Genomic DNA, 14,952 nt, shown 5'->3' with positions numbered 1-14,952 from the left:
TGTCAGCCCGCTGTGCGCTCGCGCCACGGCAGCTCCGCCGTGACGACGGTCGGGCCGCCGGGCGGCGAGTCCACCTCGAAGAGGCCGTCGACCGAGCCCAGCCGCTCCGCGAGCCCGGCCAGCCCGCTGCCCGAGTCCGTCGAGGCGCCGCCGCGGCCGTCGTCGCGCACCTGGATCAGCAGCCGCCGGTCCTTGCGCCACAGCTCGACCCGGGCCGTCCGCGCCCGGCTGTGCTTGCTGATGTTCTGCAGGAGCTCGGAGACCGTGAAGTACGCGATGCCCTCGATGGCGGGTGCGGGCCGCTCGGCCAGGTCGACGGAGACGGACACCGGGACGGTGCAGCGCGCCGCCACCGACGACAGGGCCGCATCCAGGCCGCGGTCCGTGAGGACGGCCGGGTGGATGCCGCGGGCCAGGTCGCGCAGCTCCTGCAGGGCGAGCTTCACCTCGCCGTGCGCCTCGCCGACCATCCGCGCCGCCGCCTCCGGGTCCTCCAGCACCTTCTCCTTGGCCAGGCCCAGCCCCATCGCGAGCGCGACGAGACGGGCCTGGGCGCCGTCGTGCAGGTCGCGTTCGATACGGCGCAGGTCGGCGGCCGCGGTGTCCACGACCACGCCGCGGTCCTGCTCCAGCTCGGCGATGCGGCGCTCCAGCTCGCTGGAGGGGCTGAGCAGGCCGCGCACCATGGCCCGGTCCAGGTTCGTCATGCCGCGCGCGGCGTGGCCGAGGAGCGGCCAGCCGACGAAGAGCAGGCACAGCGTGAGGACGAAGGTGAGCAGGCCCCAGGGCAGCCGGATGAAGCCGTAGAGGGTGGTGCGCCAGGCGACCGGGTCCTTCAGCGTCGTCCACAGCCAGGGGAAGAAGCCCCGGTCCCGCCGCTGCCGGGAGAGCCGGCTCGGCTCCTCGATCCGCAGCCCCAGCAGCGCCCGCGCCCGCCGGCGCTCCAGCCGGCCGAGCGCCCGCGCGCCCATCAGGCCCACCGCGAGCAGGGGCAGGCCGATCACCGTGAGGGACGTCAGGACGCCGGCGTAGAGCCACAGGGACACGTAGACGAAGCCGGCGAGCGCCTCCGGCAGGTTGAGCAGGAGGTGCGCGACCTCCTTCCACGTCCGGGCGTCGAAGGCGAAGCGGGCAGGGGGAAGCCGGTCACCGCCGTCGGCCTCGTCCCTGTACGCGGTGTTTCCAGTAATATGTGATGTTTGTGGTGTGCGCGATGTATGCGATGTGTTCGACGTGCTGTCGGGCGTGCTGTTCGACGTGCTTCTCGCGGCACTGCTGGCGGTCATAAGCCCAAGCCTGCACGGCTTCCAGGGGCCTTCGCCATGGGGGCCGTGGGTGGGGAAGGGTGGGGATAACCCCACCAGGGCCTAGACTCCCGTGCGTACAGAACGTCGAACACGCAGGACAGGGAGCGAGGGGCGGACGTGCCGGAGGCGACCGTGCGCAGTAGTGCCGATGCCCATGCCGCGCTCCCCCTGGCTGCGGACTACTTCCACAGCTATTCCGTGGTGGGGTTGCTCGCAGTCGTCGGGGTGCTCTTCGTCGCCGTGGCCTTCGGGGCCGGGCGGCTGCTGCGGCCCGTCGTGCCGACGCCCGAGAAGCTGCTGACGTACGAGTGCGGCGTCGACCCCGTCGGCGAGGGCTGGGCCCACACCCGGATCCGCTACTACGTCTACGCCTTCCTGTACGTGATCTTCGCGGTGGACTCGATCTTCCTGTTCCCCTGGGCGACGGTGTTCGCCGCACCGGGCTTCGGCGGAGCCACGCTCGTGGAGATGTTCATCTTCCTCGGCTTCCTCGCCGTGGGCTTGTTGTACGCATGGAAGAAGGGCGTCCTGGAGTGGACGTGACACCGGTGGACCTTCCCGAGCCCCGTCGGCTCGGCCCGCTGGCCAGGCTGGCCCCGGAGCCGATGAAGGTCGTCCTGAACTGGGGACGCCGCTACAGCCTGTGGGTCTTCAACTTCGGGCTCGCCTGCTGCGCGATCGAATTCATCGCCGCGTCCATGGCGCGGCACGACTTCATCCGGCTCGGCGTGATCCCCTTCGCGCCCGGCCCGCGCCAGGCCGACCTGATGATCGTCTCCGGCACGGTGACGGACAAGATGGCGCCCGCCGTCAAGCGGCTCTACGAGCAGATGCCCGAGCCCAAGTACGTGATCTCCTTCGGCGCCTGCTCGAACTGCGGCGGCCCCTACTGGGACTCGTACTCGGTCACCAAGGGCGTCGACCAGATCATCCCGGTCGACGTCTACGTGCCCGGCTGCCCGCCGCGGCCGGAAGCGCTGCTGCAGGGGATCCTGAAGCTGCAGGAGAAGATCGCGCGGGAGTCGCTCGGCGAGCGGTACGGCTCCGCCGGGGGTGCGGGGGCGTCCGCCGCCGCGCTGCGCAGCGGGCTGGTGACGCCGCCGGCGGCGCCGGCGTCGGCGCCGGCCGCCACGCCGGAGGAGACGGACCGATGACCGAGCCGACGCCTGAGTCCGTGCCCGAGTCCGTGCCCGAGTCCGTTTCCGACACGGCTGTCGGCTGGCTGCCGGCCGGCGTGGTCTCCCTCTTCGGGGAAGGCGCGACGGCGGAGGAGACGTACGACCTGCTCACGGTCGACGTCCCGGCCGAGCGGTGGATCACCGCCCTCGAAACGGCCCGGGACCGGCTGGGCTGCACTTTCTTCGACTGGCTGAGCGCCGTGGACGAACCCGGTACGGGCTTCCGCGTCTGCGCGCACCTGGCCGCGCTGCCGGGTGCCCTGCCGGGTGTCCTGCCGGGTGTCCTGCCGGGCGGGGGCGAGGGCATGCGCCGCCTGCTCCTGCGCACCACCGTGCCGCACGATGCGCCTGCGCTGGCCACCGCTGTCGGCGTCTATGCGGGCGCGGCGTGGCACGAACGCGAAACCCACGAAATGTTCGGCATCGACTTCCCGGGCCACCCGCACTTGGCCCCGCTCCTCCTCCCCGAAGCCTTCGAGGGCCACCCGCTGCGCAAGGACTTCGTCCTGGCGGCGCGGGTGGTCAAGGCCTGGCCGGGCGCCAAGGAACCGGGGGAGGGGGCGGAAGGCGGCCCCAAGCGGCGCCAGATGCTTCCCCCGGGCGTCCCCGACCCCAACGAGTGGGGCCCCCTCAAGGGCCAGCTCCCCCCTGCCCCCGCCCGCCCGGCCCGCACCCCCCGAGCCGCAGGCGACCGCCCGGCCCGCCGCACCCGCACCACAACGGAGGGCTCGGCCGCCCAGACGGAGCCGACGGCCGCCCCGCGGCGTACCCGCAGCGCGACGGAGGGCTCGGCAAGCCAGACGGATGCGGCGGCCGCCCCGCGGCGTACCCGCAGTGCGGCGGACGGCTCGGCCAGCCAGGCGGAGCCTGCAGCTCCGCGGCGCGCGCGCAGTGCATCCGACGGCCCGGCGAGCCGGACGCAGGCCGGGCGCCCCGCCGACACGGGGGAGAAGCCGCCCGCCCGCTCCTCCGACGCCCCCTGGCACCACGCCCGCCCAGCCTTCGAGGAAACCCCGAAGCCCGAACCCGACCAGCACCGTGACCCGGCGGCGCCGGCCCATCCCACCGACGAGCCGCCCCTCGGCGCAGCCGAGAAGGCCCCGGGCACTCCCGGACCCGGACTCGAGGGCGAGCCCCGCACTCCCTCCCGCCGCGACGGTGCCCAGCCCGAACGTCGGGATCCGGCGGTGCCGGACCGTCCTGCCGACGAGGCGCCCCCTGGCGTAGCCGAGGAGGCCCCCGTCCCCGAAGCTGAGCCAGGCACTCCCTCCCGCCGCGACGGCGCCCAGCCCGAACGTCGTGACCCGGCGGTGCCGGACCGTCCTGCCGACGAGGCGCCCCCTGGCGTAGCCGAGGAGGCCCCCGTCCCCGAGGCTGAGCCAGGCACTCCCTCCCGCCGCGACGGCGCCCAGCCCGAACGTCGTGACCCGGCGGTGCCGGACCGTCCCGCCGGCCAGGCGACCCCCGGCGCAGCCGAGCCGCCCGAATCCGCCGAGGCCGGCGCAGCTGGAGGCGTCCGGGACGGCGAGCCCAAGAACGACACGAACCCCGCCGGAGGCGACCCCGCATGAGCGACACACTCGACGTCGTCCTGCGCCTCCTCGCCGTCTTCGTCGCCTTCCTCGTGCTGCCCCTGGTCGTCGGCCAGACCGAGCACAAGGTGATGGCGCACATGCAGGGCCGCCTCGGCCCCATGTACGCCGGCGGTTTCCACGGCTGGGCCCAGCTCGTCGCGGACGGCGTGAAGTTCGCGCAGAAGGAGGACGTCGTCCCCGCGGGCGCGGACCGGCGGATCTTCCAGCTGGCGCCGGCCGTCGCCCTCCTCCCGTACCTCCTGGTGCTGGTGGCGATCCCGGTCGGGCCGGGCAACGCCGTGGGCCAGGCGGTGGACGCGGGCATCTTCTTCGTCCTGGCCGTGATGGGCGTGGGCGTCCTGGGTTCGCTGATGGCGGGCTGGGCGTCCGCCAACAAGTTCTCGCTGCTGGGCGGCCTGCGCACCGCGGGCCAGCTGATGGCGTACGAGCTGCCGATGCTGCTGACCGCGGCGAGCGTCGCCATGGCGGCGGGCACGGTCTCGCTGTCCGGGATCGTGGACGCGTTCCAGTGGTGGTGGGTGCCGTGGCAGATCGTCGGCGCGGTGGTCTTCTTCGTGGCGGGCCTGGCCGAGCTGCAGCGTCCGCCGTTCGACATGCCGGTGGCCGACTCCGAGATCATCTTCGGCGCGTACACCGAGTACACGGGCCTGCGCTTCGCGCTGTTCCTGCTGTCCGAGTACGCGGGCATCGTCGTCCTGTGCGGTCTGACCACGGTCCTGTTCCTCGGTGGCTGGCACGGCCCGTTCGGCGCCGACGGCATGGGCTGGCTGTGGACGCTGCTCAAGACGGCCGTCCTGGCCTTCGTCGTGATCTGGCTGCGGGTGACCTACCCGCGCCTGCGCGAGGACCAGCTGCAGAAGCTGGCCTGGACCGTCCTCATCCCCCTCGCCCTGGCGCAGATCGCGCTGACGGGCGTCGTCAAGGTGGTGACCCAGTAATGGGCCTTCCCGGTTCCGGCCTCGCCAAGGGCCTGGCCGTCACGCTCCGTACGATGACGCGCCGCGCGCACACCGCGCAGTACCCGGACGCGCAGCCCGAGCTTCCGCCGCGCACCCGCGGCGTGATCGGGCTGTTCGAGGAGAACTGCACGGTCTGCATGCTGTGCGCCCGGGAGTGCCCGGACTGGTGCATCTACATCGACTCCCACAAGGAGACGGTGCCCGCGGCCGTCCCGGGCGGCCGCGAGCGCAGCCGCAACGTCCTCGACCGCTTCGCGATCGACTTCTCGCTGTGCATGTACTGCGGCATCTGCATCGAGGTGTGTCCCTTCGACGCGCTGTTCTGGTCGCCGGAGTTCGAGTACGCCGAGACCGACATCCAGGACCTCGTCCACGAGCGCGACAAGCTCCGCGAGTGGATGTGGACCGTGCCGGAGCCGCCCGCGCTGGACCCGGCGGCCGAGGAGCCGAAGGAGATCGCGGCGGCCCGCAAGACGGCGGAGAAGCTGGCCGCGCAGGCGGAGCAGGAGCTGCACGAGAAAGAGCAGCAGCAGGAGAAGGAGGGAGACGCATGACCGGCGCAATGACGCTCGCCGCGAGCCTCGCCGCGCGTACGGACGCGCACGGCTTCCTCTCCCCGACCGGCGTCGAGATCGTCTTCCTTCTCGTCGGCCTCGTCACCCTCGGCGCGGCCGTCATCACCGTCACCACCAGACAGCTCGTGCACGCCGCCCTGTGGCTGGTCGTCGCCCTCGGCGGCCTGGCCGTGGAGTACCTGCTGCTGACGGCGGAGTTCATCGCCTGGGTACAGGTCCTGATCTACGTCGGCTCGGTGGTCGTCCTGCTTCTCTTCGGCCTGATGCTCACCAGGGCACCGATCGGCCGTTCCCCGGACGCCGACTCCGGCAACCGCTGGATCGCCCTCGGAGTCGCCGTGGCCGCGGCCGCCGCCCTCGTATGGGTGGTCGCCGACGCCTTCCGCACGACCTGGATCGGCCTGGACGGCAACGCCCCCCAGGGCACGACGAAGATCTCGGGCGAGATCCTCTTCCGGCACTGGGTGCTGCCCTTCGAGGCCCTGTCCGTCCTGCTGCTCGCCGCACTCGTCGGCGCAGTGGTCCTCTCCCGCAGGAAGAGCCGGGAAGGGGCGCAGCGCTGATGCATCTCGTCTACCCCGCCGTCCTGGCCGCCCTCCTCTTCTGCACCGGCCTGTACGGCGTCCTCGCCCGGCGCAACGCGATCCTCGTCCTGATGTCCGTCGAGCTGATGCTCAACGCCGTCAACCTCAACCTCGTCGCGTTCGACGTGTGGCTGCGCGACGAGCTGCACGCCGGTCAGGCGCTGACCCTCTTCACCATCGCCATCGCCGCCGCGGAGATCGGCATCGGCCTGGCGATCGTGCTGCAGGTCCACCGCAACCGCGGCACCTCCGATGTCGACCGCCTGCGCGACCTGCGCGACGACGCACCCGACACCGGACCCGACACCGATCGCCCAGACCGCGAGGAGAAGGCCGAGGCCGCCGCGTGAGCACCACGACCACCGCCGTTCTCGTCCCCCTGCTGCCCTTCCTCGGCGCCCTCGCGGGCCTGCTGACCGGCCGCCGCGCGCCCGGCTTCGTCCGCCCCCTGGCCGTCCTGCCGACCGCGGCCGCCGCCGTCCTGGCCGTCGTCGTCGCCTGGCGGCAGGGCGGTGGCGAAGCGCTCGACGCCGCCACCCGGCTCACCCCGACCGGCTCCGTGCCGATCGACCTCGCCCTGCACCTCGACGGCTTCGCCGTCCTCGTCGCGGTCCTGGTCGGCGTCGTCGCCACCTGTGTCCAGGCCTACTCGACGGCCTACCTGCGCGACGACCCCCGCTACCCCTCCTACGCCGCCCTCGTCTCCCTCTTCACCGCCGCCATGCTGCTCGTCGTCTACTCCGGCGACCTCATGGTGCTGCTGGTCGGCTGGGAGATCATGGGCATCTGCTCGTACTTCCTGGTCGGGCACTACTGGGAGACCGAGGCCGCCCGCACGGCCTCCCTCAAGGCGTTCCTGGTCACCAAGCTGGGCGACGTCCCCTTCCTGATCGGCATCCTCGCGCTGGCCGCCGACGCCGGGACGTTCCGGATCAACGGCATCCTCACCGCCGTCGCCTCCGGGGGCATCGACCACCCCACGCTGATCGCGCTGCTGCTCCTCGCCGGCGTCGCGGGCAAGTCCGCGCAGTTCCCGCTGCACACGTGGCTGCCCGACGCGATGGCCGGCCCCACGCCGGTCTCCGCGCTGATCCACGCCGCGACGATGGTCGCGGCCGGCGTCTACTTCATCGCCCGGCTCCTCCCGCTCTTCACGGCCTCCGCGGCCGCGCTCGTCGTGCTCGCCGTGATGGCCGCGGTCACGATGGTCTGCTCCGCGCTCGCCGCCCTCGCCCAGGACGACATCAAACGCGTCCTCGCCTACTCGACCGTGGGCCAGCTCGGCTACATGACCGGCGCCCTCGCCGTCGGCAACCGGGGCGCGGCCGTCTTCCACCTCGTCTCGCACGGCGCGTTCAAGGCGCTCCTGTTCCTCGGGGCGGGCGTGATCATCCACGCCGCCGGCACGAACTCACTGGCCGCCATGGCCCGCATGAGCGGCCTCGCCAAACGCATCCCCGACGCGTACTGGACGATGACCGTCGCCCTCCTCGCGCTCGCCGCGATCCCCCCGTTCAGCGGCTTCTTCTCCAAGGAGGCCGTCCTCGGCGCGGCCGAGCACGCCGCCGAAGGCGACGCCACGGGCATCCCCGGCGCGGCCGGCTGGCTCGTCCTCACCGCGGGGCTCCTCACGGCGCTCCTCACCGCCGCCTACGCGTGCCGGCTGTGGCTGATGGCCTTCCGCGGCAAGGGCCCCGACGCCGCCGACCACGGCAGGCAGCCCGCCGCCATGAACACCGTCCTGTGGATCCTGTTCCTCCCCACCCTCGGGCTCGGCCTCGCCGCCGGAAAGCTCCCCGACTGGTTCGACGGCGGATCGCTCACCCCGACGCTCACCACCTCCGTCCTCTCCACCGGCTGCGCCCTCGCCGGCGCGATCGTGATGTACGCGGCCTGGCGCCGCACCGTCGCCCTCGCCGCCCGCACCCCCCTCGGTGCCGTCGCCGCCGACCCGGACGCGGCCCCCTACGTCTCCGAGGAGGAGACCATCGCCACCCACGAGGCCGCTTACGGCGACATCGCGGCGGCACCCGACCCGGCCGACCCCGCCCGGGCCCTCCTCGGCCCCCTGCACCGCCACGCCGCATCCGGCTTCCACCTGGACGCCGTATACACGGCGCTGTTCGTCCGGCCCACGCGCGCGGCCGCCCGCCTCGCCCACTTCCTCGACCGCGAAGTCGTCGACGCCTACGTCCGCGGAGCGGGCACCGCACCCCGCCTGCTCGGCGCGGCCGTCCGCCGCGCCCAGACCGGCAACGTGCAGACCTACCTCAGCGCCCTGCTCGCCGGCTCCGTCGTCCTGGCCGTCGCCGCGGTCCTCTTCGCCACGGGCACGGGAGCCTGACCCATGACTGCACCTCTTCAGACCGGCACCGCCATGCAGTACCTCCTCGCTGCCGTCGTCGTTCTTCCCCTGGTCGGCGCCGCCGCCGCGCTGCTGCCGGCCCCGCCCGGCCTCAAGGGCAGGAACCCCGGGCAGGCCGTCCTCCGCCACGGCGTCACCGTCACCGGCGCCGTCCTCGCACTGACCGTCGCCCTCGCCGCCGGCTTCGACCACGACAACCCGGCCCGCATGCAGGCGACCACCGACATCAGCTGGATCCCGGCCCTGAACATCCGGATCCACCTGGGCGTCGACGGCATCTCGCTCCCCCTCCTCGTCCTGACGGCGCTGCTGACCTTCCTCTGCGCGCTGTACAGCTACTTCAAAATGCCAACGGGCCCGTCTCCCAAGGCATTCGTCGCGCTGCTCCTCGTCCTGGAGTCCGGCACCCTCGCAACCTTCGCCGTCCTCGACCTGATGCTGTTCTTCCTGGCCTTCGAGATGGTGCTCATCCCGATGTACTTCCTCATCGCCCGCTGGGGCGGCGAGGGCAGGGAGCGCGCCGCCTGGCGCTTCATCCTCTACACGCTGCTCGGCTCCGTCGTGATGCTGCTCGGCCTCCTCCTGGTCGGGATCAAGGGCGGCACGTTCGACATGGTGGCACTCGCCACTGACAACGGGTCCTCGCTCGGCCACACCACGCAGCTGATCGCCGTCCTCGCCATCGGCATCGGACTGGCCGTCAAGGCACCCATGTGGCCCCTGCACAGCTGGCTGCCCGACGCCCACACCGCCGCCCCGACCGTCGGCTCCGTGCTCCTGGCGGGCGTGCTGCTGAAGATGGGCACGTACGGCTTCGTACGCATCGTCCTGCCGATCGCACCCGACGGCGCGCACACCTTCGCGCCGTACCTCGCCGCCTTCGCGGCCGTCGGCATCATCTACGGCTCGCTGGTCTGCCTGGCGCTGGCCCGGTCGGGCGCGAAGGGCGACCTCAAGCGCCTCATCGCGTACTCCTCCGTCGGCCACATGGGCTTCGTCCTGCTCGGCATCGCCACGCTCACCCCCACCGGGGTCAACGGCGCCCTGTTCGCCAACATCGCCCACGGCCTCATCACCGGCCTCCTCTTCTTCCTGGTCGGCGCGGTCAAGGACCGCTACGGCACCAGCGACCTCGACGCCCTCTCCGGCCGCACCGGCGCCGCCCTCTACGGCAAGGCCCCCCGCCTCGGCGGGCTCCTCGCCTTCGGCGCGATCGCCTCCCTCGGCCTGCCCGGCCTCGCCGGCTTCTGGGGCGAGATGCTCGCGATGTTCGGCGCCTTCCGCCCGGCGGAGGGGCTCAGCCGCCCGGCGTTCCTGACGTTCATGGCCCTGGCCGGCCTCGGCACGCTCCTGACGGCCGCCTACATGCTCGTCGTCGTCCGCCGCGTGTGCATGGGCGGCGACGGCGGCAGCACCCGGCCGCAGACCACCGGCACCGCGCAGGACGCACCCGCCGACGTGCGGTCCTACGAGTTCGCCGCCTGGACCCCCCTCGTCGCCCTCACCGTCCTCGCCGGACTCTGGCCCGCGGCCCTCCTCGGCCTCACCGACCCGGCCGTTCAGCAGCTCCTCCGAGGAGGCAACTGATGGGCTCCCTGATCCAGTCCGTCGACTGGCTCGCCATCGCACCGCCCACCGTCACCGCCGTCGTGGCGCTGGCCGTCCTGGTCGCCGACCTCTTCCTCCCCGAGGCCCGCAAGCCGCTCCTCGGATGGTTCTCCGTCGCCGGACTGGTGCTCGCGGGAGTCTCCCTGCTGCCGCTCCTCGGCGGCGACCGCTCCACGTTCTGCCTCACCGGCACCTCCGCCGGCCGCCACGCCTGCAGCTACACCGCCGACCACTTCACGCTCGTCATCCAGCTCCTGGTGCTCGGCGGCGCCCTCCTGACGGCCCTGCTGTCCATGAGCGCCGTCCGCGACGAGGAACTCCCCGAAGGGGAGTTCTGGTTCCTGCTGCTGTCCTCCGCCGCGGGCGCCGCCCTGCTGCCCGCCTCCCGGGACCTCGCGACCCTCGTCGTGGCCCTCGAAGTGGCCTCCCTGCCGGCCTTCGCCCTCGTCGGCCTGCGCCGCGGCGACCGCCGCTCCTCCGAGGCGGCCCTGAAGTTCTTCCTCTCCTCGGTCACCGCGACCGCCGTCACCCTCCTGGGCGTCAGCTTCGTCTACGCGGCCACCGGCACCCTGCACCTCACCGAGGTCGCCGCCGAGCTCGGCCGCGTCGACCCCCGCCTCGGCACCCTCGCGCAGACCGGCGTCGCCCTCACCCTCGTCGGCTTCGCCTTCAAGACCGCGGCCGCCCCCTTCCACTTCTGGGTGCCCGACACCTACGTGGGCGCGCCGCTGCCCGTCGCCGCCTACCTGTCGGTCATCGGCAAGGCCGTCGGCTTCACCGGCCTCATCCTCGTCGCCGTCGTCGCCTTCCCCGCGTACTCCGGCGTCTGGGGCCCGGCCCTCGCCGTGCTCGCCGCCGTCACCATGACCGCCGGCAACGTCGCCGCGCTGCGCCAGCGCCCGGAGCGCGCCCACAGCGCCGTCCGCCTCCTGGCCTGGTCCTCCGTGGGCCAGGCGGGCTACCTGCTCGTGCCCATCGCCGCCGCCGGCTACGCCGACGACCCCGCGCACGCCATCGGCTCCACCGTCGCGTACGCCCTGATGTACGCCGCCGTGAACCTCGGCGCCTTCGCCGTCGCCGCCCTGGTGGCCCGTACGAGCCCGCAGAACCGGATCACGGACTACCGGGGCCTCTACGCCCGCCGCCCGCTCGCAGCGCTCGCCCTGGGCTTCTTCCTGCTCTGCCTGGCGGGCCTGCCGCCGGGCGTCATCGGCCTCTTCGCCAAGGTCACGGTCTTCACCGCGGCCGTCGACGCGGGCCTGGGCTGGCTGGCGGTCGTCATGGCCCTCAACGTCGTGATCGCCCTGTACTACTACCTGCAGTGGACGGCGGTGCTCTTCCGGCCGGCGGAGGAGGCCGCGGAGGGGACGCCGTCCGGGACGGCGTCCGTACGGATCCCGCTCCCGCTGGGCGCCGCCATCGCCCTCACCGCCGTGGCCGGCATCGCCCTGTCGGGCGCCCCGCAGCTCGTCCTGCGCTTCGCCTCGGGCGCGCTCCTCTAGAGCGGGGCCCGGCGGAACACGCCGCCGGGCGAACCGTCGCGCACCCGGCGAACCCACCCGGAGGGTCACCCGTACGGACCGGCGCCGCCCGCGGGCACAAGGGAACCAGGGGCCTTCGCCTGGCGTTGACCGGTCAGGAAGGTTCCACTGGAGATTCCACCGCGAGTGGAAGCACGACAGCGCGAAGGGTTCCCCTGCCGCACCACTTGGAGGGCGTACCGTGCACCGCCGGCACAACGGGCTCAGGACCGCAGTCCTTCTCGGGGGGCTGTCCGCACTCATCATCGTCATCGGCAGCCTCTTCGGGCGTACGGGCCTGATCGTCGCCGTCCTGGTGGCGCTCGGCACCAACGCCTACGCCTACTGGAACAGCGACAAGCTGGCCCTGCGGGCCATGCGCGCCCGCCCCGTCAGCGAATTCGAGGCGCCCCAGCTCTACCGCATGGTCCGCGAGCTCTCCACGGCCGCACGCCAGCCCATGCCCCGGCTGTACATCTCGCCGACCGAGGCCCCCAACGCCTTCGCGACCGGCCGCAATCCCCGCAACGCGGCCGTCTGCTGCACTGACGGCATCCTCCGCCTGCTCGACGAGCGCGAGCTGCGCGGCGTCATCGGCCACGAGCTCAGCCACGTCTACAACCGCGACATCCTCATCTCCTCGATCGCGGGCGCGCTCGCCTCAGTGGTGATGTTCCTGGTGAACTTCGCCTGGCTGATCCCGTTCGGCAGATCGGACGACGACGAGGGCCCCGGCATCGTCGGCATGATCATGATCATGCTGCTGGGCCCGATCGCGGCGTCCGTCATCCAGCTCGCCGTCAGCCGCTCCCGCGAATACGAGGCCGACGCCTCCGGCGCCCGCCTCACCGGCGACCCCCTCGCCCTGGCCTCGGCCCTCCGCAAACTCGAAGCGGGCACGCAGCGCCTGCCCCTGCCACCCGAGCCCCGCATCGAAACGGCCAGCCACATGATGATCGCGAACCCGTTCCGCGCGGGCGGCGGCATGACCAAGCTGTTCTCCACCCACCCGCCGATGGGGGAGCGCATCGCCCGCCTGGAGCAGATGGCGGGCTAATCCTGATCCTGATCTACGCGTGGATCGAACCGGTCTTCAACCCGCATAGGCGGCAGCAGGCCAACCGTCGGCAGGGGGACGCGAGTGATGTCGGCCAGGACCTCGTTGACCCGCGCCCAGGTGCCGTCTTTCACCCACCTGCTGAAGTACGCCGAGGCAGTTCTCTGCGAGCCGTACTCATCCGGCAAGGTGGACCAGGAAATGCCGGACCGAGCCTTGTAGAGAAGAGCGTTGACGCAACGCCGCACCGCAGCCCGCTTCCCCTTGCGCTCCGGCGGCAGCAGAGGCGCAATCTGCGCCCACTCCGCGTCCGACAAGTCAGCAGCCGGGACATCCAGGCCGGCTGAGCGGTACCAGGCCTGCACGGTGCATGGGACGCCGCCCGTCCTCACGGGTACCGGCCCCTCGAAGATCACCTTGAGGTCGAGAAGGCTGATGATCTCGGCCTGATCTTCAGGCTCCATCTCGGCCGGCTCGCGGCGGGCCCGCTGAGCGAGCTGCTGCAGCGACTTTGCTCGCTCGTCCGCCTCTTCCTTCTCCACCAGCCAGGCCGCAGCATCCTCGCGCATTTCCTTGAGCTGGGCCAGCTCGCCGTTCAGCGCCGCAGTCGCTGCAGTGACGGCATCCGCGATGCCTCCGGGAACTGCGCCACTGTCGACGTGTTGGTTCGCCGTGGCGACGATCACGGCAGAGATCGCGGAATTCATCGATGCGATCTGCTTGTCGAGTTCTGCGATCCGCTCGGTGTGGGCTGTTTGGTCATCGGCCGCCATGCCTACCCATTCGCCGACCAGCTCTCCGAGCCGGTCAGAGTTGCCCAGGAGCTTGACGACTTCTGCCCAGACGCGGCTCTCGAGCAGTGGGGCCTCGACGTATGAGCAGCCGCAAACCTCTGCGCCGGGGACTTCTTCCTTCTTCCCATTACACCGGTAAAACCGGTCGCATCCTTGGACTGCCTCACGGCTGATCCCTGTGTAGGGAGCGCCGCAGAGACCGATGATGCGACCGGTGAGCGGGTAGAACGCGCGGTTGGGGCCGGAGCGCCTCCGGTAACCGCGCACCGACTTACGCAGCGCACTCGCTTCCTCGGGCGTCAGGATGCGCGGCAGCTGGATCCTCACGGTCTCTCCCCAGATGGGGTTGCCGTCGGCGTCCTTCTTCGCGTGGTCGCCGCGGAACACCAGTTCGCCGTTGAGGACGGGACCTGAAAGGATCCGATCCCGCAGGTTCGGATAGGTCCACTGCTTTCCGGACCTGGTTGTGGATTTCTTTGCGGACAGCCGGATGGCTGCATCGCGGAAGCTGACTCCGTGCTCAACAACCCAGGTGTAGACGAGTCGGACTACTGTGGCTTCCACCTCGTCGATGACCAGGCGAGAGAGGCCGAGCTTGCCCTGATCCCGGATGCGGTACCCGAAGGGTGGCTTCCCCCCGATGTGGGGAGCCCCTCCGACCTCCGCCTTCTCCTGCAGGCCGCCTTGTGTCCGACTGCGGATGGCTTCCCATTCGGTCTCGGCGTAGTCGGCCTGGCGTCGCATCTCGCGACGGCCCTCGGGAGTGGTGTTGTCCACGTCACCGTCCACGATGGCGACGAAGATGCCGAGATCTTCCAGGGCCCAGACCCAGCGCCAGAAGGCACGCCCGACACGGCCGATGCCCCGGCCTTCCGGCACCACGACGACGTCGAACTGATCGTTGCGGGCGTCCTCCATCAGCCGGATCAGATCCGGGCGATCCTGCATCTCCAGGCTGCCGCTGATGCCTTCGTCGGCGTACGTCGCGACGTGGTTCCACCTCTTGCGGCCGATGTGCCGTCTCGTTTTCTTGCCTTGGGCGGCCACACCAAAGCCCTTCTTCTGCTCCTCAGTCGAGACGCGCAGGTAGTCCACGGCTCGCAGGACGCGGCCTGCCTCTGAGCGTGAAACTACCTCGATCGAGCCTGGTGAGGTTGTGCTTCTATTGACCATGTCGACTCCATGTCAGTCGGCTGGCCCTGGGGCGGTGGCAGCCGCTGCCAGGGCCGTTTTGTTTAGAAAAGCCTATCGGGATGACATCCAACTTGTAGGCTTTTAGGGAAAGTTGTGACGCGTTGCGCCTGTCTCCCGAATATGAGGCGGAGAAGTCGGGCGCGTTCGGTGCGTAGTGCTGTGTTGACGTACGCGAGTGCATCGCAGCCGCGTACGTCGGATCCGAGCGGGCCGTGG

Annotated in this window: 13 protein-coding genes; 11 read left to right on the top strand and 2 right to left on the bottom strand. The window is 71.6% G+C overall.

What is annotated here, in order from left to right; all coding sequences use genetic code 11:
- Positions 1–2: 2 nt before the first annotated feature.
- Positions 3–1,286 (bottom strand): sensor histidine kinase, encoded by a 1,284-nt coding sequence (locus FGW37_RS14305; protein WP_179081404.1) that lies wholly within the window; start codon positions 1,284–1,286, stop codon positions 3–5.
- A 138-nt stretch (positions 1,287–1,424) separates the two neighbouring features.
- Here FGW37_RS14305 and FGW37_RS14300 point away from each other — a divergent pair, with 138 nt between their 5' ends.
- The 11 genes from FGW37_RS14300 to htpX all read left to right on the top strand — a co-directional run bounded on the left by FGW37_RS14300 (position 1,425) and on the right by htpX (position 12,748).
- A complete protein-coding gene (locus tag FGW37_RS14300) occupies positions 1,425–1,850 on the top strand; it encodes an NADH-quinone oxidoreductase subunit A (RefSeq protein WP_179081403.1) in 426 nt (141 codons plus the stop codon).
- On the top strand, positions 1,841–2,461 hold the full coding sequence (locus FGW37_RS14295) for an NADH-quinone oxidoreductase subunit B (RefSeq protein WP_484600426.1): 621 nt from the start codon (positions 1,841–1,843) through the stop codon (positions 2,459–2,461). The genes FGW37_RS14300 and FGW37_RS14295 overlap by 10 nt, the downstream gene beginning before the upstream one ends.
- Complete coding sequence (locus FGW37_RS14290; RefSeq protein ID WP_179081401.1) at positions 2,458–4,056, top strand: NADH-quinone oxidoreductase subunit C; 1,599 nt, start codon at positions 2,458–2,460, stop codon at positions 4,054–4,056. The genes FGW37_RS14295 and FGW37_RS14290 overlap by 4 nt, the downstream gene beginning before the upstream one ends.
- A complete protein-coding gene (locus FGW37_RS14285) occupies positions 4,053–5,018 on the top strand; it encodes a complex I subunit 1/NuoH family protein (protein WP_179081400.1) in 966 nt (321 codons plus the stop codon). Before FGW37_RS14290 ends, FGW37_RS14285 begins: the two co-directional genes overlap by 4 nt.
- On the top strand, positions 5,018–5,593 hold the full coding sequence (locus FGW37_RS14280; RefSeq protein WP_179081399.1) for a NuoI/complex I 23 kDa subunit family protein: 576 nt from the start codon (positions 5,018–5,020) through the stop codon (positions 5,591–5,593). The genes FGW37_RS14285 and FGW37_RS14280 overlap by 1 nt, the downstream gene beginning before the upstream one ends.
- On the top strand, positions 5,590–6,177 hold the full coding sequence (locus tag FGW37_RS14275) for an NADH-quinone oxidoreductase subunit J family protein (RefSeq protein ID WP_425506531.1): 588 nt from the start codon (positions 5,590–5,592) through the stop codon (positions 6,175–6,177). The genes FGW37_RS14280 and FGW37_RS14275 overlap by 4 nt, the downstream gene beginning before the upstream one ends.
- Positions 6,177–6,548, top strand: coding sequence for an NADH-quinone oxidoreductase subunit NuoK (gene nuoK, locus FGW37_RS14270; RefSeq protein WP_179081398.1), 372 nt, complete (start codon positions 6,177–6,179; stop codon positions 6,546–6,548). Before FGW37_RS14275 ends, nuoK begins: the two co-directional genes overlap by 1 nt.
- Positions 6,545–8,542: an NADH-quinone oxidoreductase subunit 5 family protein gene (locus tag FGW37_RS14265; RefSeq protein WP_179081397.1), complete on the top strand. Its 1,998-nt coding sequence runs from the start codon at positions 6,545–6,547 to the stop codon at positions 8,540–8,542. Before nuoK ends, FGW37_RS14265 begins: the two co-directional genes overlap by 4 nt.
- Before the next feature lie 33 nt (positions 8,543–8,575).
- Entirely contained in the window at positions 8,576–10,150 is a 1,575-nt protein-coding gene (locus tag FGW37_RS14260; protein WP_179084694.1) for a complex I subunit 4 family protein, read from the top strand.
- Complete coding sequence (locus FGW37_RS14255; RefSeq protein ID WP_179081396.1) at positions 10,150–11,673, top strand: NADH-quinone oxidoreductase subunit N; 1,524 nt, start codon at positions 10,150–10,152, stop codon at positions 11,671–11,673. The genes FGW37_RS14260 and FGW37_RS14255 overlap by 1 nt, the downstream gene beginning before the upstream one ends.
- A gap of 220 nt (positions 11,674–11,893) precedes the next feature.
- Entirely contained in the window at positions 11,894–12,748 is an 855-nt protein-coding gene (gene htpX, locus FGW37_RS14250; protein WP_179081395.1) for a zinc metalloprotease HtpX, read from the top strand.
- Here htpX and FGW37_RS14245 read toward each other — a convergent pair.
- A complete protein-coding gene (locus tag FGW37_RS14245) occupies positions 12,745–14,637 on the bottom strand; it encodes a recombinase family protein (RefSeq protein ID WP_246430389.1) in 1,893 nt (630 codons plus the stop codon). The genes htpX and FGW37_RS14245 overlap by 4 nt on opposite strands.
- Between the last annotated feature and the right edge of the window lie 315 nt (positions 14,638–14,952).

Origin of the sequence: Streptomyces rectiverticillatus (genome assembly GCF_013394065.1) — a bacterium.
GTDB lineage: Bacteria > Actinomycetota > Actinomycetes > Streptomycetales > Streptomycetaceae > Streptomyces > Streptomyces rectiverticillatus.
This window is presented reverse-complemented; position numbering and strand designations above follow the sequence as displayed.

Excerpts from the sequence above, each read along its gene's own strand:
- FGW37_RS14305 (WP_179081404.1), bottom strand. The coding sequence starts at position 1,286 with ATGACCGCCAGCAGTGCCGCGAGAAGCACGTCGAACAGCACGCCCGAC.
- FGW37_RS14290 (WP_179081401.1), top strand. The coding sequence starts at position 2,458 with ATGACCGAGCCGACGCCTGAGTCCGTGCCCGAGTCCGTGCCCGAGTCC.
- FGW37_RS14285 (WP_179081400.1), top strand. The coding sequence starts at position 4,053 with ATGAGCGACACACTCGACGTCGTCCTGCGCCTCCTCGCCGTCTTCGTC.
- FGW37_RS14280 (WP_179081399.1), top strand. The coding sequence starts at position 5,018 with ATGGGCCTTCCCGGTTCCGGCCTCGCCAAGGGCCTGGCCGTCACGCTC.
- FGW37_RS14275 (WP_425506531.1), top strand. The coding sequence starts at position 5,590 with ATGACCGGCGCAATGACGCTCGCCGCGAGCCTCGCCGCGCGTACGGAC.
- nuoK (WP_179081398.1), top strand. The coding sequence starts at position 6,177 with ATGCATCTCGTCTACCCCGCCGTCCTGGCCGCCCTCCTCTTCTGCACC.
- FGW37_RS14260 (WP_179084694.1), top strand. The coding sequence starts at position 8,576 with ATGCAGTACCTCCTCGCTGCCGTCGTCGTTCTTCCCCTGGTCGGCGCC.
- FGW37_RS14255 (WP_179081396.1), top strand. The coding sequence starts at position 10,150 with ATGGGCTCCCTGATCCAGTCCGTCGACTGGCTCGCCATCGCACCGCCC.